Origin of the sequence: Klebsiella sp. H-Nf2 (genome assembly GCF_002806645.1) — a bacterium.
Taxonomy (GTDB): Bacteria; Pseudomonadota; Gammaproteobacteria; order Enterobacterales; family Enterobacteriaceae; genus Klebsiella; species Klebsiella variicola.
Window position 1 is genome coordinate 663,869 of sequence record NZ_PIBL01000002.1, and the last position, 23,487, is coordinate 687,355.

Consider the following 23,487-nt stretch of genomic DNA (forward strand, 5'->3'; position numbering starts at 1 on the left):
CGCAGTGCTTATTGTTTTAATCGATGCTTTCTAAGTTGTATTTCTTGATCAGCGCGGCATATTGGCCGTTGGCTTTCAGCGTGGCCAGGGTGGCCTTAATCGCCTCCGCCAGCTCGGTGTTGCCTTTGGCGACGTAGATCCCCAGCGGCAGCGGGTAGACCAGGCGCGTAGAGCTTATCCCCAGGCGGCCGCGGCTCTTGTCGACGATGATCTGCGCCGCCGGGGCAATCTCAAGCTGGGCGCCGATGTTCTTCGACAGCAGCGCCTGCGAGGCTTCCGGCGCCGTCGGGAACTCCTGAATGGTGATGGCCGGTTTGCCGTTTTTCAGGCACCACTCATCGGAGTGTTTTTTCAGGCTGGTCACCCAGGTAGTGCCTGCCTGCAGACCGACCTTCACACCGCACAGCTCATCTTCGGTTTTCGGCTGCACCGCGCCGCCCTTCAGGGCGATGATCGACGCGCCGGAGAGGGCGTAAGGGATGGCGTCGGCCTGCTTCTGGCGTTCCGGCGTTACGTACATCCCGGAGATCACCGCATCATATTTCTTGCCGATGCCGAGGATCAGGCTGGTGAACTTGGTGTCGATCAGCTGCGGTTTGGCCTGCAGATGTTGGGCGATCAGCGCGGCAAAATCCGGGTCGAGACCGACGATGTTGTTATTGCTGTCATAGGACTCAAACGGCGGGTAGGTGACTTCCATCCCCACCTTAAAGACGCCCTCGGTCAGCAGTTCCGCCGCCTGGGTGACAGGGGAAAAACAGGCGCTGACGGCGAGGGTAAGCGCGACACGGCGCGAGATTTTTTTTAGGGTGCTAGTCATCATGGTTCCTCACGGGTGGTTAGGGGTTTTTTTGCTGTGCCTGTTTTTTCAAATGGCCAAACGTATTGGTGCCGCGCGCGCGCTCCGGTAGCTGAAGTTCACCGCGATTGACCTTCTCGCGCAGGTAGCGATAGGTTTGCAGCGCCTGGCTCCACATATGCTCCCCGATGCTGAGCTCCTGATATTCACCGGCTTCGCCGGCGGCGAGGAAGGTCGGCAGCGGGCGGATCAGCGTGTGGTAATCGCAGGCGAAAAACAGCGGGAAGGAGTACCGCTCCTGCGGCACTTTGCGCACCCGGTGGGCTGTAGCAACAAATGTGCCAGCGCTGAGCACTTCCAGCATGTCGCCGATATTGATCACGAACGCCTCTTCTCCGGCGGCGTTCTTGACGGGAGGTGCATCGATCCACACGCTTTCTTCATTGAGGACTTCAAGCCCGGGCTGGTCGGCGAGCAGCAGGGTGAAGCACTCATAGTCGGTATGTGCACCAATTCCGGGAACATCTTCGACGCTGGCGTCGAACGGGTAATGGATCAGCCGCAGCTTGGCCGGTGGGCAGGTCACCATCGGTTTGAAATACCCTTCCGGCAGGCCGAGCGCGAGGGCGAAAGCGTCGAACAGACGGTGGCCGAGGGCGAAGACTGCGTCGTAGTAGGCCAGCACCCGCGCGCGGAAATCCGGCAGATCGGGCCACTCATTGGCGCCGATCAGTGGCGTGCCGGCGAGCACCAGCGGATGGTCATCTGCTGCCTGGAAGCCGATATCGAAAGCCTCTTTATGGTCCGGCTTGCCGGAGCCGTAGATCTCTTCTCCTTCCGGAACGTAGCCCTTATGGCTTTTGGAGTGGCCGATGTAATAGTTCATCTTCTCCTCCATCGGCAGGGCGAAGATCTGCTTCGCCGCCTCGCGGACGCCGGCGATCACCGCCGGGTCGATGCCGTGGCCGGTGATGTAGAAAAAGCCCACCTCGCGCGCCGCGCGGCCGATGGCGTCGGCCACCGCCTGGCGCCTGGCGAGATCGTCGCCGGCCAGATCGCGGATATCGATGGTCGGGAGTTCAGTAAAAGCGTGCTTCACGGCGGTCATGGCTGCGGCTCCTGTTCAGTGAGCGTTAAAAACTGCTGAAAGTGGGCCTGCTGGCGCGCGGCCATCCAGGCGTTGAGCGACCAGAGGTCGGCCACCGGAACGTTGGTGAACGGCAGATGGTGCAGATAGCCGTCGGCGCCAAACTCCGGGGTCAGCGTGGTCTGCGGGTAGCCGCGCTGGCGCTGTGAATGCCAGACCTGCTGCCAGAAGCGCTCGGCAAAAGCCAGCGCCGGCTGATACTCCGGCGCCGCCGGGTGCGGCACCTGCGGCCCCTGGTCGTAGCCCACCCGAGCCTGCACGTGATGCACGCGGTCGATAAAGGCGCTGAAGTCATCGCAGGGGTCATCCAGCAGGCGCTCGCTGACCACCACCCAGTGGCTGATGTCGGCGGTAAAGCGCAACTGGGGGAGCTGCTGAATAATCTCCAGCGTGAGCCACGGGCTGTACAGCGAGGTGGCGCGATGGGTTTCAAAGCTGCAGGTCAAACCAAACCCGGCGGCCAGCTCGTGCGCCTTGCCGAGAAAATCGACCTGCTGCGCCAGCGGCCAGCGATCGTTGCCCGCCAGCAGATTGACAAAGCGCGGGTTGAGGCTGCTGGCCTCGGCGAAGCGGGTCTGCAGGCGCGCCAGATGCTGCTCCGGCGTTTCATGCTGGGCGGGGAGCACTCCGCCGCCGCTGAAAAGAATGGCGATATACTCCAGCCCCGACGCCTGCAGGCGGTCGGCGAGCTGCCGCCGCTCGGCCACCGTTAACGGCACGCGGGCTTCGATACCGCAGCAGCCGACGCGCTGCAGTTCATCCAGCGTTTGCGACCAGGGGGTGGTGACTCCCCAGAGGGTGCGAAAGCATTTCAGCTCCATGGCGGCTCCCTCAGGCGTACTTCACGCCGGGCAGGACGCAGAGCATCTCGTACAGCAGGTTGGCCGCCAGCTGGGAGGTATTGCCGCTCACGTCATAGGGGGGAGAGACCTCGACCAGATCGGCGCCAATCAGGTTCAGGCCGCGGCAGCCGCGGACGATCTCCAGCGCCTGAATGGAGGTCAGGCCGCCGACTTCCGGCGTCCCGGTTCCCGGGGCCCAGATGGGATCGAGGCTGTCGATATCAAAGCTGAGATACACCGGCCCGTCGCCCATCTGCTGGCGAACTTCGGCCATCAGCGGCGCCAGCGAGGTATGCCAGCACTGCTCCGCCTGCACCAGGCGAAAGCCCTGGTCAACGCCCCACTGGAAGTCGCCGGCGGCATAGCCCTGGGCGCGCTGGCCAATCTGCACCACCCGTTTGAGGTCGAGCAGTCCCTCCTCAACGGCGCGGCGGAAGGTGGTGCCGTGGGCGATTTTCTCTCCGAACATCTCATCATTGGTATCGGTATGGGCGTCGACGTGGATGAGCCCCACCGGACCATGTTTTTTGGTCAGCGCCCGCAGGATCGGCAGGGTAATGGTGTGGTCCCCGCCGAGGGTCAACGGGATCAGCGGATAACTATTCAAACCGGTGTAGTAATCTTCGATAATTTGCACCGATTTGAGCAAGCTGTAGGTATTGATCGGCACATCGCCGATGTCGGCCACCGACAGCGAGTCGAACGGCGCGGCGCCGGTCGCCATATTGTACGGACGGATCATCACCGATTCGGCGCGAATATAGCGCGGTCCGTAGCGCGTGCCTGAGCGCTGCGAGGTGCCGATATCCAGCGGAATGCCGACAAATGCCGCGTCAAGTCCCTGTAAATCTTCGATAAACGGCAGGCGCATCATTGTGGCGCGGCCGGCGAAGCGTGGCATCTCATTGCCACCCTGCGGTTGGTGAAAGAGGTTATCCATGTCTGCTCCTGAATCTGACGGATGAAACGTAACAGGAGAGATAGTGCGCAACCCGCGCTGGACTTTACATCGTCTGACGTAAATACTCAGTTCATTTATTGGTGAACTAAATACGATGCATCACGACGCCAGCCTTAATATTCGACAGCTGCAGGTTTTCGAGGCGGTGGCCCGCCTGGAGAGCTATAGCCGGGCCCAGCAGGAGCTGGGCATTTCGGTCTCCGCCATCAGTAATGCGATGTCGCAGCTGGAGGGACAGCTCGGCTTCACCCTCTGCCAGCGCGGGCGCGGCGGCTTTTCCCTGACCGAGAAAGGTCAGCAGTTTTTACAGCAGGCGATCCGCGTGCTGAGCGAACTCAATGAACTGGAGCGGCAGTCGGCGCTGCTCAAAGGGGAGCACAGCGGCACCCTGTGCATCTCGACGCTCGACTCCATCGAGACCGAAACGGCGCTCTCGCTGCCGGTGGTTCTGCGCAGCTTCAGCGACAAATTTCCCCATGTGCATATCAAACTGATTATTCGCACCCCGGCGGAGCAACTGAACGGCGTGCTGAACAACCATATCGACCTGGCCATCGGCAGCTACAACTCGCAGGTGCATAACATCATCAGCGAGCCGCTGTACCGCGAACAGCACTGGCTCTACTGCAGCGATCTGCACCCGATGTTCTTCAGCCGTCAGCTGGATAAAGAGCAGATCAGCCAGTGCCCGCTGGTGACTCGCAGCTACTGGAACACCAGCGATTTGCGCCGCCGGGGCTTCAGCAAAGGCAGCGCCACCGTCGAGACCGTCGACGCCCAGCTGCTGCTGATCCTCTCGGGGAAATATATTGGCTATCTGCCGGAGCATTACGCCTGGCCGTGGATCAAAGAGAACCGCCTGCGGGTGCTGCTGCCCAACGAGTTTGGTTTTCAGTCGCCATTCTCGGCCATCTGTAAGCGCGGGCGCAGCAATGAGCCCTACCTGAAAGCGTTCCGCGACCTGCTGAAGAAAAACACGGTGGCGCGGCCGAAATGGAATTACTGAGTGGGGTAGGGACTTCCCTCCGCTGCGGTGGTGGCTCTGGCGCTCAGCGCGCTGCCCGGTGGGGGCGTTTCTCCTGTTCAAAAAACGAACGGCAGCCGGTAGCCCGCTTGTGCTGGGGCTGCCAGGCAACTGCCTCCAGGTTATCCACAGGGTTAGGCGCCGCTGGTGTGGACAGGTCGTCGGGCAGCGCGGTCGTTAGCGATTCGCTTTAATGGTTTTTTCCGCAATCGCGATGGTGGAGAGTTTGTGCAGGCAGATCAGCGCCAGACAAATCTCGCAGGATCCGCTGCCGTTATGGCAGCGGATAGTTGGCGAACGGGGAGGGGATGATGTCTCCTGAACCGCCCGTCAACGGCTGACCCGTGACAGATTTCAGCCAGTAATAAATCCTCGGGTGCCGTTACGCTTCTCCTATACTCATACGAGCATGCCGGAACGCCTGCCCAGACGAAGTTTGCCCGCCTCAAACGAGAGGGCGACACGCGCCATCTTTGTCGAGGGATATCATCCGCGGCCGCCGGGTCGCTTTGCAGCCTGAAGCAATACCACTTGTCAGCCTCATTTCATAAGGACAGCTCAACGTCATGTTGCGTACTGCGGCCTATATCAATATCGCCGCACGGTCATCGCTTTTCGAGGATTCTTGTCATGGTTAAATTGCTGTTGCAGGGCTCATCCAGCCCGGAGGTTGTCGAGTTACGCAAACGTCTGGCGAAAACGCTGGGAGCAGATGCGAAGATGTTTGCATTGCCGTCGAATAGTGACACGTTCGATGCAACGCTCGCCTCGGCGGTCCGACACTGGCAGTCGAATATCGGCATCATCGCCGATGGCGTCGTCGGTCCCTATTGCCAGAGCCTGCTGGCGCTTATCACGCTGCCTGCGTTTACGCTGCGGGCAGATGAGGTGCAGCATTTATTCCCCGCCACCAAACCATCCAATGTGCTGCGCTATCTGCCGTACGTCGCGGCAGCGTTAACCAGCGAAGGACTCACGACGATCCCGTTGATCCTGGCTGCCCTGGGGACCATCCGCGCGGAGACCGAAGGCTTCGTGCCGATTTCCGAATATCCCTCGCAGTTCAACACGCTGCCAGGGCTGCCGGCGTTCAGCGCCTACGACGCAGGGACCGACAAAGGCAAGAATCTTGGTAACATCACCCCTGGGGATGGCGCCAGGTTTCGCGGACGTGGTTTCGTACAGCTTACGGGGCGGTCGAACTACCAGAAATATGCTTCCCGCATAGGTGTGGACATTATCGGCTCTCCCGATTTAGCTAATGCACCCGAGGTGGCGGCGGTATTGTTGGCGATGTTCCTCGGCGATCGTCGAGAGGCGTTAACCGCGGCCCTGACAGCCACGCCTCCCGACTACCGAAAAGCGCGCAGGTTGGTGAATGGCGGGGCGCACGGGTTGGATAGTTTCAAAAAAGTCTTCACGCTTGCAGCGGTCTTGCCAGCGGTTATGCAGCAGACCAGCCAGATTCAGGGCGCGGGAGCTGGCAGAGGGACCAGACAGCAGGCGGGCGTAGCCGCGATCGCGGTTCCGGCAGAGGGACCGGTTCTCAATGCGTCAAAGGATCCGCTTGATCTGCGCGATCGTACCTATACGCCGCCGCCGGTGAGCCTACCGGACCGCTTTCCGGTTGATAAGGATATCGCCACGCTACTGACCGTCTACACCCAGGCGCAGCTGATCCTCGATCAGGGGCGGGAAGGCGCCTGCACGGGTTTTGGCTTAGCCTGCGTGGTGAACTATTTGCGCTGGCGTAAAGCCGGTTTCCCGAAAAAACTCGATTCAGTGAGCCCCCGCATGCTTTACAACTTTGCCCGGCGATACGACGAATACGCCGGGGAAGATTATGACGGTTCGAGCTGCCGTGGTGCGCTTAAAGGGTGGTTCCATCACGGCGTGTGTCTGGAGTCTGACTGGCCTTACCGGGAGCAGGAAAATATCCCGCCGCAATACGGATACGCGGAGCGCGCGGTGAATACGACTCTGGGGGTCTACTATCGTATTGATATCAAAAATATTACCGATATGCAGGCCGCCATCCATGACGTGGGGGCTATCTACGTTTCCGCCTTTACCCATGAGGGCTGGCAGACGGTCCCGACGGCGAAAAAGACGCCCACCAATCATGACTCGCTGGCCGTCATCGCGTTCAATGGCAAGCCTACTAAAACGGGCGGTCATGCGTTTGCGCTGGTTGGGTTTAACCGCGACGGGTTTATCGTACAAAACTCCTGGGGTACAGAGTGGGGATGCGGTGGCTTCGCGGTACTGAGTTATGCCGACTGGTTGACCAACGCGATGGATGCCTGGGTGGCGGCGCTGGGCGTGCCCGGCGTGGTGCCAGGGCAGCTTGCAACGGGTTCGCCAGCCCTTGCCACACCGGCCGCCGCGGGTAATCACCCGCAGTGGTGGGACGAAACCACGGCCTATCAGCACAGTATTGTTATCGGCAACGATGGTCGGGTGGATCGCTACCTGACCCAGGACGAGATGACGCGTACGCTGATGTATCAGGGATGCGTATTGCCCGATCATTGGTTTCGCTTACAACACGCAGAGACTAAACGCTTAGTCATCTATGCGCATGGCGGGCTCAACAATGAGGTGGGGTCGATTGCGCGGGCGCGGGCGATGGGACGTTACTTCACTGGCAACGATTGCTATCCACTCTTTCTGGTGTGGAAAACAGGGATCCTGGAGTCCATTGGCGATATCTTCTCCGACCATTTTCGCCGTGAACCCTCGCGCGCGGGTGGCGTGCGTGAGGCATTGACTGAGGCTTCCGATCTGCTGATTGAGGAAACTATTGGTCGGCCGGCCGCGAAGCCTCTGTGGAGCGAAATGAAGGAGAACGCTGAATTTAGTTGCGTTTCAGGACGCGCAGGCGATCTGCTGGTGACGGCCCTGCAAAAGTTAGTGGAAACCTGGGGGAAAGCGCTTGAAATTCATATAATTGGTCACTCGGCGGGCAGTATTATTCTCGGCCATTTCGTCGATCTGTTGTCATCCCGCGGCCTGGGTGACGCTCTCAAGTCTGCGCATCTCTATGCGCCGGCATGTATGGTACAGTTTGCCAACCGACACTATGCCCCGCATGAATTGCTGATGAAACGTATGTATCTCCATATCCTGTCCGATCGCATTGAACGAGCCGACAATGTGGCAGCTATTTATCGCAAGTCGCTCCTCTATTTCGTCTCCAACGCGTTAGAAGGGGATCGGCGAACACCGTTGCTGGGAATGGACAAGATACATGATAAAAACTACTCGGGTTGGGACGGTTCGTCGAGCACCGGGGAAGCATTGCGTAACTGGCGTCATGCCGCGGCTGAGGCGGGGCTGGAAAAGCGCGGCCGAACCAACATCATTGATATCGATAAGGTCCCTGGCGGCCCAGGCGTGATGATCGATGCTTCCCACGGTAGTTTCGATAACAACATTGATGTGATCAGCCTGACCCTGCAACGCATTGTTGAGAATAGCCAGCTGAACTTACCGGTGGATGATCTTCGCGGTTTTTAGATGGCACGGTATGCGGTTGCCGGGTTTGTCATCCGGCAGCCTTTGCCCGTGAAATCAGAAAATTTACTTCGCAGGCTAACCGCAGATTGCTTCAAAAAAATTCCCGTATTTGTTATATTGTTGTTCATTGATTATTCACCTCTGCGGTGCCAAAAAGAACAAGATTCACCGCAACCCAGGACAATACCATGTTAGATTACCGCTTCCCGACAGCTTTGCAGATGGTTCTCAGCGTAGCAATGGCGGAGCAGATGGGTGAACGTTCGACGAGTGCGATTCTGGCCTACGGCCTGGAAGCGAACCCGAGCTTTATCCGTAAACTAATGGTTCCGCTTACTCGTGACGGCATCATCGTCTCCACGCTTGGCCGCAACGGCTCTATTCATCTTGGCCGCCCGGCGGACAAGATCACCCTGCGTGATATCTATCTTTCGGTTATTGAAGATAAAAAGCTGTGGGCGTCGCGTCCTGAAGTTCCGGCTCGCTGCGTGGTCAGCGCCAACGCCTGTTGGTACTTCAAATCGATTGCCGATGAAGCAGAGCAGGCTTCGCTAAACGTCCTTGCTCGTCACACCGTGGCCAGCGCGCTGGAGGCGGTCAAAAATGGCGATAGCAGCGGCTGCGACCCGGTGCCGGAAATGATCGCCCGCTTTAAAAAAGCGCATTAATCATTTTCTGGTGACGAAAAAAAACCGCCTTCAATTGTGAAGGCGGTTTTTTGTTATCTGCTGCAGGCTAGGCGGGCAGATCCTCCTGGACCGGCTTCCTGCGGGTCACCAGTTTCCGCAGCGTCACGTAAAACACCGGCGTCAGGAACAGACCAAACAGCGTCACGCCCAGCATCCCGGAGAACACCGTGATCCCGGTGACACCGCGGACTTCCGCCCCCGCGCCATGGCCGAGGATCAGCGGAATGGTCCCGGCGATAAAGGCGATGGAGGTCATCACGATCGGGCGCAGACGCAGGCGGCATGCCTCCAGCGCCGCTTCCATGATGCCTTTCCCCTGGATCTCCAGCTCGCGGGCAAACTCGACGATCAGAATGGCGTTTTTACAGGCCAGGCCCATCAGGACCACCAGACCCACCTGCACGAAGACGTTGTTATCGCCGCCGGTCAGCCAGACGCCAAACAGCGCGGAGAGCATCGTCATCGGTACGATAAGGATCACCGCCAGCGGCAGGGTCCAGCTTTCATACAGTGCGGCCAGCACGAGGAACGCCAGCAGCACCGCCACCGGGAAGACGATCAGCGCCGTGTTGCCCTGGGTGGCCTGCTGGAAGCTCAGATCCGTCCACTCAATATTCATCCCGTTCGGCAGGATCTGCTTCGACAGCTCCTCCAGATGCGTCATCGCCTGCGAAGAAGAGAGGACCCGCGGATCGGCATCGCCAATCAGGTCCGCCGCTGGATAACCGTTGTAGCGGATCACCGGATCCGGCCCGTAGGTGGTACTGATATTCACCATACTGCCGATCGGCACCATTTCACCCTGATTATTGCGGGTGCGCAGATTAGCAATATCTTCCACGCTCTCGCGGAATGGTCCGTCAGCCTGGGCCATCACGCGCCAGGTACGCCCGAACTGGTTAAAGTCATTGACATAAGACGAGCCGAGATAGGTCTGCAGCGTGCCGAACAGATCGGTTAGTGACACCCCCTGCGCTTTCGCCTTATCGCGATCGACCTGCACGTCCAGCTGCGGCACGTTAGCCTGGTAGGTCGAGATAGGGAAGTGCATCCCCGGCGTCTGCATAACCGCCCCGGACATCGCATTCACCGCGCTTTGCAGCGCGCCATAGCCCAGCCCACCGCGATCCTGGATGTAGAGCGAATAGCCGGAGCCCTGGCCCAGTCCTAAAATCGGCGGCGGCAGGATGGAGAAGCCAAAGCCCTGCTGAATTTGCGCGATTTTGGCGTTGATCTCCGCGTTAATTTCCGCTGCCGAGTGTTTGCGCTGATCGAACGGTTTGAGGCCAAAAAAGACCGTCCCGGTATTCGGCGTGTTGGTGAACTGCAGTGCGTTAAGACCCGGGAAGGCGACCGCATAATCGACCCCTTCGGTATTCATCCCGATCTCGCTCATTTTGCGGATCACCGCATCGGTGCGCGCCAGCGACGAACCTTCCGGCATCTTCACGCCGCCAATGAGATACAGCTTGTCCTGGGTGGGAATAAACCCGCCGGGGACGACTTTAAACATCACCCCAGCGGCGCAGAGCAGCAGCAAATACACCACAAACACCGCGCCACGGCGTCCGAGGGTTTTGCTCACCAGCCCCTGATAGCCGTTCGAGCTGCGCAGGAAAAAGCGGTTAAACGGACGGAAAATCCAGCCAAACAGACGATCGATCAGCCGGGTAGGGAGGTCTTTCTTCGCGCCGTGCGGCTTTAACAGCAGGGCCGCCAGTGCCGGGGAGAGCGTCAGCGAGTTGATGGCCGAGATCACCGTCGAGATGGCGATGGTCACCGCAAACTGTTTGTAGAACTGGCCGGTGACCCCGGAGAGAAACGCCATCGGCACGAACACCGCACACAGCACCAGTGCAATGGCGATAATCGGCCCGGAGACCTCACGCATCGCCTGGTGCGCCGCGGCAAGCGGCGCAAGCCCCTCTTCGATATTACGCTCGACGTTCTCCACCACCACGATGGCGTCGTCCACCACGATACCGATAGCCAGTACCAGCCCGAACAGGCTCAAGGTATTCAGCGAGAAGCCCAGCAGATAGAGAATGCTGAAGGTACCTACCACCGATACCGGCACCGCGATCAGTGGGATAATCGACGCGCGCCAGGTCTGCAGGAACAGGATCACCACCAGCACCACCAGCACCACTGCTTCCAGCAGCGTCTGCACCACCGCGCGGATGGAGTCGCGCACGAAAACCGTCGGGTCGTACGGCGCCGCCCATTTCATATCTTCCGGGAAGCGGGTGGCCAGTTCGGCCATTTTGGCGCGTACCGCGTTCGACAGATCGATGGCGTTAGCCCCCGGTGACTGGAAGATACCGATCCCGACCGCATCCTTATTGTTGAGCTGGGAGCGCAGCGCATAGCTGCCGGAACCCATCTCGATGCGCGCCACGTCGCGCAGGCGGACCAGCGAGCCGTCCTGCGCCGTTTTCAGAATGATATTGCCAAATTCTTCTTCGGTATGCAGACGGCCCTGGGCGTTAATGGAGATCAGGAAATCGCTCTCCTGCGGCAGCGGCTCGGCGCCAAGCTGTCCGGCAGACACCTGGACGTTTTGCTCCTGCATCGCCGTCACCACATCCGAGGCCGTCAGACCGCGGGCAGCGACCTTATTGGGATCCAGCCAGACGCGCATCGCATATTCACCGGAGCCAAAAATCTGGATCTGGCCGACGCCGGGCAGGCGCGCCAGCTCATCCTTCACTTTCAGCGTGGCGTAGTTGCGCATATACAGCGAGTCGTACTTCCCGCCGGGGGAGAACAGATGTACCACCAGGGTCAGCGTCGGGGACTGTTTCTGGGTGGTGATCCCCAGACGGCGTACATCCTCTGGCAGACGCGCTTCCGCCTGCGCGACCCGGTTCTGCACCTGAACCTGCGCCTGATCCGGGTCGGTACCCGGGCGGAAGGTCACGGTGGTGACCAGCACGCCGTCGGAGCCGGCGACCGATTTCATGTACATCATGTTTTCAACGCCGTTGATCGCTTCCTCCAGCGGCGTCGCCACGGACTCGGCAATCACTTTCGGGTTGGCGCCGGGATACTCCGCGCGCACCTGGACGCTCGGCGGGACGACGTCCGGATATTCGCTCACCGGCAGCAGCGGGATAGCGATTAACCCGGTGATAAAAATTAAAATCGACAGCACCGCGGCGAAAATCGGCCTGTCGATAAAAAAGCGGGAAAAGTCCATGTGTTGGATTCTCTGATTAGGGATCAGTTGAGGGCGGCACTGGTGGTCATGGCAACGGTTTTGGCATTCACCGGCATACCCGGCATAAACACTTTTTGTAACCCGTCGACGATGACACTATCCCCAGGGTTCAGCCCCTTCTGAACGATGCGTAAACCGTCTGCCAGCCGCCCCGGGGTAATATCTCGTCGCTGTGCTTTACCATCTTTATCAACGATATAGACGTATTTACGATCCTGATCGGTCAGTACCGCTTTGTCGTCGATAAGCGTGGCTTTGAACTCCGCGCTGCCCGGCAAACGCACGCGGGCAAACAGCCCCGGCGTGAACAGGCGCTGTGAGTTGTCCAGCAGCGCGCGCATGCGGATGGTGCCGGTACTCGGCGTTAACTGATTATCGAGAAAATCCACTTTGCCCTGATGGGGGTAGCCCTCCTCGCCAACCAGGCCAATCTCCACCGGGAGCGCCTGATTATCGCTGGACGCGCCTTGCCCGCGGCGGGCGAGGTTTTGATAGTGAAGATAGGTTGACTCGTCGACGTCAAAGTAGACGTACACCGTCTTCTGCGAGACCAGAGTGGTGAGCACGCTGGCGGTGTCGCCCGCGGTGACCAGGTTACCGCTGGTGATCAGCGCCCGGCTGGCGCGGCCATCGATAGGCGCGGTCACTTTGGTGAAGTCGAGGTTAAGCTGCGCGGCATCGACCGCCGCTTGCGCGGCGCGAATATCCGCCTGCGCCTGAACCGCGGCTGACCGGCGCTGCTCCCATTCTTCACGGGAGACGAGATTGGTATGGACTAATTTATCGGTGCGGTTCGCCTCGCTTTGCGCCAGGCTGGCCTGCGTTTTGGCTCTCGCCAGCGTCGCCTGCGCCTGCTCCAGCGCGGCGCGATAGGTTCTGTCATCTATCGTGAACAGCACCTGGCCCTTTTTCACCTCCTGACCGTCGGTGTAATTCACTTTATCAATATATCCCGAGACACGGGGGCGAAGCTGAACGCTTTCCACCGCCTCAATCCGACCGTTAAAACTATCCCACTGACTGATCGACTTCACTACCACCGTCGCAGCACTGACCGCCGGGGCGGGCGGCGCGGCGTTTTGCGCGACACTGTCGTCGCAGCCGACGAGCAGAAAGGAGAGCATCATCGCGCCGAGCGCGGTCAGGTGAATGTTTCCCCAGGTTTTTTGCAGGCTCATTATTTTTATTCCGGTAATTGTAGCCGCCGGGCAAGACGCAGCGCGAGACGCTGCGCCACTTCCTTTGACCGGGCTGGCTTAAGGCCATTTGTGTCGATCATCGCCACAAAACTGTAACAATTTCGAATACACTATCGCGGCGATTGTAGGAAGGCGCTTAACTAAGTGCAAGAATAATTGTTGCACTTTATGTGCGGTCCTGGCTGGAGACAAAAACCGCGATCCCGGCGCGGATTTAAATGTAACAATAAAACTTGCATTTTGTGTCAAACCAGTCCACCTTTAAATGCAACTGATAAAGATGCTTTTAACCGGCTGCGCGGAGGTAACATGATGAACACTGGCGCCATCATTCAGGATCTCATTGACTGGATCGATAACCATCTTGATAGCCGTCTGGATATTGACACCGTTGCCCGACGATCCGGCTATTCGAAGTGGCACCTGCAGCGGATCTTCAAAGAACATACCGGGCAGCCCCTCGGAGAATATATTCGGGCGCAAAAGCTGGAAAAGTCGGTCGAACGCTTAGCCCACAGCAACGAGCCGATCCTGAACGTGGCGATCGCCCTCGGCTTTGACTCCCAGCAGTCCTTCAACCGCAGCTTCAAGCGCCAGTATGGCCAGGCGCCCGGCGTCTGGCGCCGGAGTATCAGCCGCTCTGCTGCGCAGACATCTCGCCAGTGATCCGCATGACCGGGCAGGGTCAGTCCTGACCCGGCCCATGATCGAATTTGCTGCCCTTACCGATGGCATAGAACTGCCCGCCTGCGACATAGTGAACGGTCCGCAACTCGTCCGGCGCATCATCAAAGATCCAGTGTCCGTTACGGAATACCCGATCATCGCTCCAGGCGGCGATGATATCGCCCATAAACAGATTGTGTTGCTGCTGAATGTCCGGGTAGGGCATCACTTTGCACACCAGCCAGCCCGCGCAGCCTGCCACGAGGGGGATGTCGAACCCCGGCTGATAAATGAAGGGGATGGAGTCATTTTTATCCGGCGCGTCGGCATAGCTGCGCCCGCCAGCGTAGAGGACGGTTGCCATCTGGCTGACTACGGGGATCTGCACCACGAAATAGCCGCTCTTTTCGACCAGCTGACGAGTGAAGGCCTGGGGGCCGATATAGGCCACCACTTTTCGCTCGCCTGCCAGCCCAACCCAGGCGGCTGACATGACATTTTCGACGCCATTATATTTTGCGGAAATCATGGTGGTGGAGCCGACCTGCAATAAACGATACGCCTTACTTAATTCGACAGGCTGCACGGACATTATTGTTCCTTTATGCGTGTTATTTAACGTAATGATTATCTGGATATTTATTGAGGGCATGTTCATTTTCGGCCCCTCCTTCGTCATCCACCGAGCAACGATACGCCAGGCGATTAAGCGCAAAAAGGTGCGTAAATTGTTTTCATTATTCATAATCAACGAATAATCATGCCGTCTGTCGGTAAGCAGCTCGCTACAGGGGAGAAAGAAGGTGGATCGTATCCAGGCTATGCAGATGTTTATGCGCGTCGCGGAGGCAGGGAGCTTCGTGCGTGCCGCGGAAACCCTTTCCCTGCCTGCCTCCACTGTCACCAGTACCATTAAAAACCTTGAGCAATACCTGAAGGTACGGCTGCTGAACCGGACCACAAGGCGGGTGAGTCTCACTCCGGAAGGGCTGCAGTATCTGGCGCAGTGCCGGGAAATTCTCGCTCTGATTGAACATAGCGAATCCAGCCTGAGCGAGTCTGTCGCGCGGCCTCAGGGGCGCCTGCGGGTTGATATGCCCGCGGGCATCGCGCATTTCATCGTCATGCCGCATCTGCCGGACTTTTACCGGCGCTATCCCGATATCTACCTGATGATCGGCGTCAGCGATCGCCAGGTCGATCTCATTCAGGAAGGCGTCGACTGCGTGATACGAACGGGAGAGCTGAACAACTCCAGCCTGGTGGCCCGCCCTCTGAGCCGCTTTCGCTGGGTAACCTGCGCGTCACCGGACTATCTCAGGCAATATGGCGTGCCGCCGTCACCGGAGGCGCTCTCTCAGCACCGGGCGGTGCATTATTTCTCCGGCCAGGCGAGACGGGCCGATGAGTTCCGCTTCGTTCGCCACGGCGAGACCTTTTCTGTACCCGTCAGCGGCAACGTCGCGGTGAATGAAACGGGGCTCTATATAAAAATGTGCCTGGCGGGCTTCGGGCTGGCGCAGCTGGCGGAGAATATCGTTGCTGACCATCTGCAGGAGGGGAGGCTGGTGGAAGTGCTGACGGACTGGCAGCCGCCCCCGGTACCCGTCACATTGCTCTATCCGCACCAGCGCTTTCTCTCTCCCGCCGTGCGGGCGTTTGCTGAGTGGATGAACGAGGTGGTTTGAGGGAGGTATTGCTTCCGATATAGCGCGTCGGGAGCCCCGCCAGGGAGGGGAGGGTTCCAGCAGAAATATCTGGTCTGCGGATGAATCGCTCGATATTCTGTAATGCTTTGTCTTTTTTGTGAACAGGAAAAAGTATGCTTAATACGCTACCCGATTTACACAGAAGTTTTGCAGAGCAACTGAAGCTTAAATTACAGTCTGATTCGCGGATCCACTCCCTTCTCGCTGGCGGCTCGTTTATCCATGGCGGGTTTGATCAATACTCCGATCTGGATTTTGTGGTGGTGGTCGACCCTCTCTATTATGACGAAATCATGGCTAAGCGTATGGCGTTCGCCGGAACGCTCGGCCATCTGCTGCATGCTTTCACCGGGGAACACGTCGGTGAGCCTCGCCTGCTGATCTGCCTGTTTGGCCCGCAACTTCTGCATGTCGATATGAAATTTATCACCCTGGACATGCTCACTCAGCGCGTTGAGGAGCCTGCCGTGCTATTTACCCGTGATAATGATGCTCTCGAGCGACAGCTGGCAAAATTTAGCGCGCACTGGCCGAACATGACGCCGGAGTGGTTTGAGTCCCGAGCCTGGATCTGGCTGCATTATGCCGTGGTTAAGCTGGGGAGGGGCGAACTCTTCGAAGCGCTGGGGATGCTGTCCTTCTTCCGGGAACAAGTGCTGGGGCCGATGCTGTTCCGTCGCGCCAATCTACCGCAACGCGGCGTTCGCCGAATAGAAGCCCTCGGCATTGATCCCGATGGCCTGCTGACTTCCACCCTGGCAACGCACGATCGTGACTCCGTCGGGATTGCCATTCGAAGGGCTGCTGACGCTTATGTCACTCTGCGGGCTGATGCGCTGCCTGACAATATCGCAGACGATGCGGCGCGTCGGGCGGTCCTTGCCATGCTGGACGCGTATTCTGACAAGGGGTAAATCTATCCCTCCGGCCGCGGACGCGGCCGGAGTGTGAAAGGGTTGTGCAAGGTGTCGTGGGAGGTCTAATTCTGAGAGGGGGGTTGGCGGGTAATTGGTAGCGCGAAAACAACAGAGCTTTTCGTTGGGCCTATCAATGGGCCTAAAAGGTGCGGGTTTAATGAGCAGGCTTCAGGCTTCGCGGGACAAATTGAGGGCACAAAAAAGCCCGCAGGGCTTGCGCCGTGCGGGCTTTCAGGACTTCATCAGATGACTCTGGTAATCACCGATGGAGAATTTTGGTGGGCTGGCGGAGTCTGAATTGGTTTTTTAATCCATTGAATTTACTTTGGTAACTACTAGTTCAACTTTTTGCTGGTGCCTATTTGGGTGCCTAAAAGTTTTTCTCCCTTTGATGAGAAAAATGAGGCGAGATAGTGACTGTGCGTGATGATATCTAGTTGAGTCGTCACACTGAAAAACAGACTTGACCTGCTCACCGTTGAGTAACAGACCACAACTTAAGTTGACCCTCAACTATTGTGACAACGACTGTGATTTCCTCTCCTCGATAAGAGCGGACCAGCCAACCCCAACTCTAGCCGCTATGTGCCAAAAGTAGACATTGATAACATTGGGATATGTTAATTGATAGGGAGCAGGTCAATAGCGATTTCTGATGACTTATTCCCTTGTGGGCTGGATTCGTGAGCCGTTCTCGCCAGCCTTATTTGCCTGGAGGGAGAGGCTGGAAGATCAGGCGCGTCGCCCGGGCCCTCACAGATTTGAACCTGAATGCGCTCCAACGTATTGATTTAACATTGGGCAACTGCGAATCCCGCAAGGATCTGCCAGCCACGCGCCTGAAATTCCTGAAACTAACGCTTAAGTACATTCCCCTCTGATTCAGCAGGCCGCAACAAGTGTTTTTTTGAATCCGGATCTCATCCATTCGGGATAGCCCTGCCAGGCATCAAAACATGGCGTGCGGTAAATACCTGTTACTGATGGCGATGAAATTCTTAGCATCTCAGGTTTTGCGCCCGACTCAATTGGGAGTAAAGTGTCTTAAAATGATACAAAAAATATTGACTACCTTGTCTGAGGGATGGTGAATGGACGACTGTATTCGCATTTACAGCGCTGAAGACGATGTTCGGGAGAGAGCGCTGGCTCACGACAACGCTCGGGATATTTATGCTCATGACTGCGGACAGTTGCCTTTTGGCACGCTTGACCCCAGAGCATTCGAATTAATAGTCCGGGATTTATTTGATGAGAAAAAGGTTGAGGCGACCTGGGACTGGTATGACACGGCCTTTCGGATAAATGATGGATCCGATAACGGCATCGACGTTCAACTGATGAAAAACCGAGTGATTGTGGGCATCGTGCAATGTAAACGTTACAGTTCGAAAGCGTTTACCATGCCAGAAGTTCGCGATGAGTGGATAAAAATCTGCCTTCGCAGTCTGTTGATAAGAGATTTGCTTCCTCCTGACGGTCTGCCATTTCGCTATATTCTCGTAGTTTCTGATAACGTTAATGGCGAAACACAGCAGTATTTCCAGCAAAACCCTACTGCGCTGGCCGATTTTATCGGCCGAAAAACGGATTACCTCAAAGCACTGGTTGCCGTCCGGAACAAATATGCGTTGCTCAGAAAATCCCCGCTACTTAAGGAAAAAACTGGACAGGCATTATATGACATGGTGCATCCGCAGTTTGAGCGACTGAATATTGAGCTTTACACCCGTGAATCGCTCTCGCCACTTGTGCGTGCGTCCGACAACCTCATGGGCATCTATTTTCGCCGTGAAGTGTATTTTTCTCAAAAGAGCGTTCTGGATTTTTTCCGGGAAGTGTATCCGGAGGGCGCTACCGCGTCGGATGTACGCGCAATGCATGCGGAAAACGTTTATACCCATTATGGAAATGAAAACCTGTTATCTGCAGGGCGGTTAAACGCATTTATTTTTCCGGCGGGCGAAAGACTTCCTGTGCGTATGTTGGGGGATTTCCTAAAAGAGAAAATGTCCGAGGTGGCCGGAAACTATCCGATCATGCTGGTCTGCCCCGCGAATGCTTTTGACCCTGCTGACCAGTGCTCCATTGATGCGCTTATCAGTGACTGTCAGGGCACCGTTATCTTACAGGCAGGCTGTGGCATCGTGCCCGGTACTGTGCTAAACACCTGGAAAAACGACGGCTGGCTTTGTGCTGACAGCGTGGGCCTTTTCCCGGAAAGGGCTCAGTATCAGGCGGGCTGGTGCTGGGTAAGGTCCGGAGCGGGCGATATTCACCGCTATATTTTACTGGAAACCTGCGACTGCGATGACACGCTGAGATATGCAGGGCGCGCGCTCCGCCTAGCTTTTAATGATGTCAATCTCTGGCCCGTGCTGAACACCGATTATTACATTCCGGCCGGTTCTTCCGGCACGGTACTTGATGACCGTCTATCTCTGAGCATTGCTGATGACGGTCGCCAGCGGCCTAACGTTCTTCTGGTCTCATCATCCTGTGCGCTGACGCAGGAGCGTTTTAATGCACAAATCCGTCGTTTTGAGAACCTGCGTCAGAAGCGTTTTCTGGGGGTCATTCTCTGCCATCAGTCACAGGTAGAGATTACGGATGGCATACGTCATGCCTCCGGCATTTATCCTGCCAGTGCATGTAGTGATCTTTTGCACGCCGATAACGGGCCGATACCAGCCCTGTTAATTCGGGATAAGGGCGTGACCTGTGCGATGTTCTGCCTTCGGCTTAATTCGGCGGGCGATGAATTTATCGCGACATCCTGTTACCTATGGCAATGGCACAAAGGGTGTTTTTACGAGGTAGAGGATGGTATACAACTTGAGCTTCAGCGAGTGCTGCTGGATCCGTTCACCGATCCCCCTCAATGCCTTGTGCAGGAGGGGGTGAATGCATTTCGCCACGCGCTGGTGACCTGTAACCCTCCTTATGCCGGCTATTTTGTTCATTATGCACTGAGCGGGCCTAAGTCCTATGTCTATCCGCAGGTGAACACATTTCTTCAGCAGCGCCGGGGCATGCGTAAAGTGATCAGAGCGCTCAGCTATCTTTCCATGCACCCCAGCGTCAGCTGGAATGGTAATCATGCCGTGACTGGTCATCTTTTATGGAACAGTGAGGGGACAACACCTGAGTCCGTGATGGGATGGTTGCCTGATGAAATGAGTGACACGCAGGTTGATGCCATACTGACCCGATGGATACAGGATGGGGGGCAGCATTGCGATCTGAGCGTGTTTGCTGATGTGGAAGATGACCTGCCTTCATACGGTCGTTCAATTCGACAGGACCTGACCCGTGCCAATATTGCTGAACCCTCGGCGGAGGCGGACTCCTTCGCTGTGCCACGTTCTACGCGTAGAGCTTGGCTTTTCCCTCTTAATCCTCTACTCAGCCGGACGCGAAATGACGATCCGGCTGAGCTTGAGCGCTATCTGAGCAATTTATGGACGGTAAAAAATGGATAGTCTAATTGCTGAATTTGAAACAAAAGCAGCCTTTGCCGGATTCTTCAGGAAAACACTGCCAGCAGAATACCTTGATGGTTTGTCTGAAGGCAGTCTTTACTGGGAATCCGAATATGCATGTATGCTGCTGTGGCCTTTGAACGCGAAACCTGACCAGATGCAAAGAGAATTGATCGTCAGCGAAAGGATTGCGGACGCTATGGCCCGGACTCGTGAAGGCACGGGTAGGGTCATTGATGCAAGCGTGATATATGCGATGCCGTCAGTTCACTGTGTCCCTGAGGGCATGATTACAGATATTGAGCAGAATACCCGTCTGGTCAGAAAGCATTTCGTGTGGATGGAAAACGGGGAGTGGAAACGCACCGGTCGTGTCACCATGCTGGGTCTTGCCCCACTGGAGCAGCGGAGGTTATCTACCGAAGATCTGAGAGTTACCAGCAGCACGCAGGCTCTTCTGGCTGAGTTTGAGTCAGGAAATTCTCCGCGAGCTATCGCCCTGAACCATGGACGTCAGTGGGAGAGTGGCGATGTATAATCTTCAGATATTAAACGTGACGATTAGCCGGTTTCGGGGCATACCCGGAGAGGTGACTATTCCGCTTCACACGGGGCTGACCGTTATTTATGCCGCAAATGGTACGGGAAAAAGCACGCTTTGTCAGGCGGTGGAGTGGTTACTGACGGGCACATTACCGGACGTTTCAGAAAGTTCGCTGACCTGTAAGTGGGGGGATGGAGAAACCTTTGTTGCCGCAGACTGCATTATCAGTGGTCAGCAGTACCGGCTAAAGCGCTCGCTGAAGGGACTGGAGAAGTCCGACGGACAGGTCATCACTCAATGCAACGATCTGTCTCTTCTTAAGCTGCTCTCTCCGGAGGAAATTGGTGCGGGCAAAAACCGTCCCCAGTCGGTCCTGACAAAGCAGACCTGGCTTCGCAATAGCCGGTGGCTTTATTCAAATGCTTTATCCCTGCTGGTGGATGAATCGCAAGCCGATCAGCGTTCACAGGTCTTTGCCAACATACTGGGTTACGGACATCTCATACCGCTACAGCAGTCCATCAGCAGTTATCTCCAGTATCTGCCCGGTGTCAGCCAACTGACACAGCGGCTGGACCGTCTCCGGGAAGAGCTCCGCGCCGTCAATGAGGCTGAAAAAGCAAATGAACCTGCGTCAGATGCGGCTGAGCTGATTTCGCAGCTTGCAGTCAGCCTGGATTCCGGGCAGGACAGGTCAAATCATGAAACTTTCCTTCAACGTGCGCAAACGGATATAGCGAAATACAGACGTGAGGCGGAAAATTATGGAGCCATCTGTCTTGATGTGTCAGCCCGGTGGGAAGCCTTTGAGCATGCATCAGGAGAGGAGCAGCAGTTACGCACCCTAATCCTTGAGCATCGCACCGCATGGCAGGATGCCAACCAGAAGCATCAGCGTGCCGGGGAGCAAAAACTGCGTGACGACGGTCAGGTTCGGGAACTGGAAACGCGACTAAAATGGATAACTGCGCAAGGCTCTCCGGCGCAGGATTATGCTCAGATAATGCAGCAGGCGGGCGTCAGCGCAAATCTCCGTTTCACAGATATGCAGCTGCTTGAAAACTATTTTGAAAAGGGTATCCCGTCAGGCGCGTTACAGAGCTATCACGAAGAACTGAGTCGCTACCTGGAGGTGGCGCGCAGCGTGTATGTTTCAGGACAGGCTCGTGAGGAATGGCAGTCTCGTATCAGGCGCGTGTCGAGGGATGAGGTGGTTGCTTTACGTGTTAAAGCACAACAGGCAGCGGATGAACTTAAGCGGATGACATCCTCGGTCAGGGCGTTGGATGATCAGACTGCTGAACTGCACGCACTGGGATTGCAGCTTGTCAGTCAGGTACAGGGGAGCTGTTGCCCGCTCTGCACGCATGACTGGGTTAAAAATGAACGTTTATTAACTGCGTTAAGTACTGCCCGCGACAGGCTTTCCCCTGAAGCACAGGCGCTGAATGTGCAGCTTGAGAAAATGCGCAGTGATTATGCGGGCATGGAAGAGACGCTCAGGGAAAAGGAAGGCTTATTGCGTGATGCAGACGCCTTTTCAGCATCCCTTGCCGCAGCGGAGAGCAAGCTCAGTGAGGCATTCAGGGCGCATTGCAATGTTGTCTTTTTTGAGGAGAGCGGAATAACCTCATCGTCACCCGAACAGTTATCTCAGTTTATCGCTCACTTGGACCTGTCAGCACGTTATGCGGCATTCAGGGAGAGGCTACTTGCCGCGGAAGCATTTCTAAAGACGGATACAGACGCAGTGGTCGAATTATCCGTCTACGACCGGTGCCAGTCTATGCAGTCTTCGCTGGCGAAGATGAAGGATGATACTAACATCGCCCTCCGGACGGCGCGGCTGGCGCAGCAGGTATCCGAAATGGGGCTGAAGCAGACTGGGGAAGACGTCTCTAAAAGCCTGCAACAAATAACGGCCACAGAAGAGCAGCTTGTTGCCGTTCTTGCTAAGCTTCAGTTCATCCAGACTCAGTGGAGAAAAATCAGTGATGCAGACCTGACAAAAGCGAATCTGCTCCAGTGTGAAGAGGTGCATGCAGGCATGCAGAACCGCCTGAATCACTTGGAGATGCTATATGCACTGGCTCAGACGGCCGTGGATCGGCACAGGACTATTACTCGCGCGGGAACGCTTCGCACCAGCATTGAGACGCTTGAGCGCAGGCTAGGCGAACACACACGCAGAAAACGGGAAGGTGAGCAGGCCCGTGATGAGCTAGCATCCGAAATCGAACGTCTGACCAGCCTCAGCCTTAAGAATCTCATCGAACCTGCTTCGGAGATGTTTTCACGAATGCATGCCAATGAAGTTTACGACGGACTGAAGGTGGCAAAGGATGGCAAGCTGAGATGGCGGGCTCTGACAGGTGACAAAGCGGATGATGAACTTATTACGCAGGATTATTTCAGTCAGGGGCAGCGGCAGGATCTTGCACTGTCCCTGTATCTTGCCAGAGCAAGGACCCTTGGCGGCACCTTCTTTCTTGATGAGCCTGTCGCTCACCTGGATGATATGAACCGGGTGGCCATGACGGATATTTTCAGGATGCTGACGATGCAGGAGAAGGGCCTTGGGTTAGTGCTGACGACGGCAAGCGACCCGCTGAGGCGCCACTTGAGACAAAAATTCTCGGCCCTCTCAGGCGATCGTGCATTGCTGACCATTATCACCATGAACGGTAACCCTCGTCAGGGCGTCTCCTTTGAAATTGAGCAGTATTAACACTGAGCGTAAACGTCTGGCCTGTGAGGTGCAGGGGGAAT

General features: G+C 56.8%; 16 protein-coding genes. 9 read left to right on the forward strand and 7 right to left on the reverse strand.

Going from position 1 to position 23,487, the window contains the following annotated elements:
• Positions 1-16: 16 nt before the first annotated feature.
• From CWM58_RS10020 to speB, 4 genes are read right to left on the reverse strand one after another with little or no spacing between them, the layout of a single operon-like run.
• Positions 17-820: an ABC transporter substrate-binding protein gene (locus CWM58_RS10020; RefSeq protein WP_016161662.1), complete on the reverse strand. Its 804-nt coding sequence runs from the start codon at positions 818-820 to the stop codon at positions 17-19.
• A 19-nt stretch (positions 821-839) separates the two neighbouring features.
• On the reverse strand, positions 840-1,907 hold the full coding sequence (locus CWM58_RS10025; RefSeq protein WP_100680854.1) for an isopenicillin N synthase family dioxygenase: 1,068 nt from the start codon (positions 1,905-1,907) through the stop codon (positions 840-842).
• The gene (locus CWM58_RS10030; protein ID WP_100680855.1) at positions 1,904-2,767 is read right to left on the reverse strand and encodes a sugar phosphate isomerase/epimerase family protein; all 864 of its coding nucleotides are present in this window, start codon (positions 2,765-2,767) and stop codon (positions 1,904-1,906) included. Before CWM58_RS10030 ends, CWM58_RS10025 begins: the two co-directional genes overlap by 4 nt.
• 10 nt (positions 2,768-2,777) lie before the next feature.
• Positions 2,778-3,728, reverse strand: coding sequence for an agmatinase (gene speB, locus CWM58_RS10035; RefSeq protein ID WP_004145693.1), 951 nt, complete (start codon positions 3,726-3,728; stop codon positions 2,778-2,780).
• A 115-nt stretch (positions 3,729-3,843) separates the two neighbouring features.
• Between speB and CWM58_RS10040 the strand changes: the two genes are divergently transcribed.
• The 3 genes from CWM58_RS10040 (at position 3,844) to CWM58_RS10050 (ending at position 8,960) form a co-directional block, all read left to right on the forward strand.
• Positions 3,844-4,755: a LysR family transcriptional regulator gene (locus CWM58_RS10040; RefSeq protein WP_002914199.1), complete on the forward strand. Its 912-nt coding sequence runs from the start codon at positions 3,844-3,846 to the stop codon at positions 4,753-4,755.
• A gap of 648 nt (positions 4,756-5,403) precedes the next feature.
• Entirely contained in the window at positions 5,404-8,292 is a 2,889-nt protein-coding gene (locus CWM58_RS10045; protein ID WP_100680856.1) for a C1 family peptidase, read from the forward strand.
• Positions 8,293-8,480: 188 nt separating this feature from the next.
• Positions 8,481-8,960, forward strand: coding sequence for an RrF2 family transcriptional regulator (locus tag CWM58_RS10050; protein ID WP_008806108.1), 480 nt, complete (start codon positions 8,481-8,483; stop codon positions 8,958-8,960).
• Positions 8,961-9,027: 67 nt separating this feature from the next.
• On the opposite strand, the gene oqxB is transcribed toward CWM58_RS10050, so the two are convergent.
• The gene (gene oqxB / locus CWM58_RS10055; RefSeq protein WP_100680857.1) at positions 9,028-12,180 is read right to left on the reverse strand and encodes a multidrug efflux RND transporter permease subunit OqxB; all 3,153 of its coding nucleotides are present in this window, start codon (positions 12,178-12,180) and stop codon (positions 9,028-9,030) included.
• Between the two features lie 23 nt (positions 12,181-12,203).
• Entirely contained in the window at positions 12,204-13,379 is a 1,176-nt protein-coding gene (gene oqxA / locus CWM58_RS10060) for a multidrug efflux RND transporter periplasmic adaptor subunit OqxA (RefSeq protein ID WP_061153614.1), read from the reverse strand.
• A 333-nt stretch (positions 13,380-13,712) separates the two neighbouring features.
• On the opposite strand from oqxA, the gene CWM58_RS10065 reads away from it, so the two are divergent.
• On the forward strand, positions 13,713-14,066 hold the full coding sequence (locus CWM58_RS10065; RefSeq protein ID WP_077274722.1) for a helix-turn-helix domain-containing protein: 354 nt from the start codon (positions 13,713-13,715) through the stop codon (positions 14,064-14,066).
• Positions 14,067-14,085: 19 nt separating this feature from the next.
• Here CWM58_RS10065 and CWM58_RS10070 read toward each other — a convergent pair whose 3' ends face one another.
• The gene (locus tag CWM58_RS10070) at positions 14,086-14,658 is read right to left on the reverse strand and encodes a flavin reductase family protein (protein WP_023323138.1); all 573 of its coding nucleotides are present in this window, start codon (positions 14,656-14,658) and stop codon (positions 14,086-14,088) included.
• 211 nt (positions 14,659-14,869) lie between these two features.
• Here CWM58_RS10070 and CWM58_RS10080 point away from each other — a divergent pair, with 211 nt between their 5' ends.
• From CWM58_RS10080 to CWM58_RS10100, 5 genes are all read left to right on the forward strand, one after another.
• Positions 14,870-15,754 (forward strand): LysR family transcriptional regulator, encoded by an 885-nt coding sequence (locus tag CWM58_RS10080; protein WP_100680859.1) that lies wholly within the window; start codon positions 14,870-14,872, stop codon positions 15,752-15,754.
• Positions 15,755-15,888: 134 nt separating this feature from the next.
• Positions 15,889-16,689: a hypothetical protein gene (locus CWM58_RS10085; RefSeq protein WP_100680860.1), complete on the forward strand. Its 801-nt coding sequence runs from the start codon at positions 15,889-15,891 to the stop codon at positions 16,687-16,689.
• A gap of 1,094 nt (positions 16,690-17,783) precedes the next feature.
• The gene (locus CWM58_RS10090) at positions 17,784-20,174 is read left to right on the forward strand and encodes an ABC-three component system protein (RefSeq protein WP_045901474.1); all 2,391 of its coding nucleotides are present in this window, start codon (positions 17,784-17,786) and stop codon (positions 20,172-20,174) included.
• Complete coding sequence (locus CWM58_RS10095) at positions 20,167-20,712, forward strand: hypothetical protein (RefSeq protein ID WP_045901472.1); 546 nt, start codon at positions 20,167-20,169, stop codon at positions 20,710-20,712. The genes CWM58_RS10090 and CWM58_RS10095 overlap by 8 nt, the downstream gene beginning before the upstream one ends.
• A complete protein-coding gene (locus CWM58_RS10100) occupies positions 20,705-23,446 on the forward strand; it encodes an AAA family ATPase (protein ID WP_227520707.1) in 2,742 nt (913 codons plus the stop codon). Before CWM58_RS10095 ends, CWM58_RS10100 begins: the two co-directional genes overlap by 8 nt.
• The last annotated feature ends 41 nt before the right edge of the window (positions 23,447-23,487 follow it).

Excerpts from the sequence above, each read along its gene's own strand:
- CWM58_RS10020 (WP_016161662.1), bottom strand. The coding sequence starts at position 820 with ATGACTAGCACCCTAAAAAAAATCTCGCGCCGTGTCGCGCTTACCCTC.
- CWM58_RS10025 (WP_100680854.1), bottom strand. The coding sequence starts at position 1,907 with ATGACCGCCGTGAAGCACGCTTTTACTGAACTCCCGACCATCGATATC.
- CWM58_RS10030 (WP_100680855.1), bottom strand. The coding sequence starts at position 2,767 with ATGGAGCTGAAATGCTTTCGCACCCTCTGGGGAGTCACCACCCCCTGG.
- speB (WP_004145693.1), bottom strand. The coding sequence starts at position 3,728 with ATGGATAACCTCTTTCACCAACCGCAGGGTGGCAATGAGATGCCACGC.
- CWM58_RS10040 (WP_002914199.1), top strand. The coding sequence starts at position 3,844 with ATGCATCACGACGCCAGCCTTAATATTCGACAGCTGCAGGTTTTCGAG.
- CWM58_RS10045 (WP_100680856.1), top strand. The coding sequence starts at position 5,404 with ATGGTTAAATTGCTGTTGCAGGGCTCATCCAGCCCGGAGGTTGTCGAG.
- CWM58_RS10050 (WP_008806108.1), top strand. The coding sequence starts at position 8,481 with ATGTTAGATTACCGCTTCCCGACAGCTTTGCAGATGGTTCTCAGCGTA.
- oqxB (WP_100680857.1), bottom strand. The coding sequence starts at position 12,180 with ATGGACTTTTCCCGCTTTTTTATCGACAGGCCGATTTTCGCCGCGGTG.
- oqxA (WP_061153614.1), bottom strand. The coding sequence starts at position 13,379 with ATGAGCCTGCAAAAAACCTGGGGAAACATTCACCTGACCGCGCTCGGC.
- CWM58_RS10065 (WP_077274722.1), top strand. The coding sequence starts at position 13,713 with ATGAACACTGGCGCCATCATTCAGGATCTCATTGACTGGATCGATAAC.
- CWM58_RS10070 (WP_023323138.1), bottom strand. The coding sequence starts at position 14,658 with ATGTCCGTGCAGCCTGTCGAATTAAGTAAGGCGTATCGTTTATTGCAG.
- CWM58_RS10085 (WP_100680860.1), top strand. The coding sequence starts at position 15,889 with ATGCTTAATACGCTACCCGATTTACACAGAAGTTTTGCAGAGCAACTG.
- CWM58_RS10090 (WP_045901474.1), top strand. The coding sequence starts at position 17,784 with ATGGACGACTGTATTCGCATTTACAGCGCTGAAGACGATGTTCGGGAG.
- CWM58_RS10095 (WP_045901472.1), top strand. The coding sequence starts at position 20,167 with ATGGATAGTCTAATTGCTGAATTTGAAACAAAAGCAGCCTTTGCCGGA.
- CWM58_RS10100 (WP_227520707.1), top strand. The coding sequence starts at position 20,705 with ATGTATAATCTTCAGATATTAAACGTGACGATTAGCCGGTTTCGGGGC.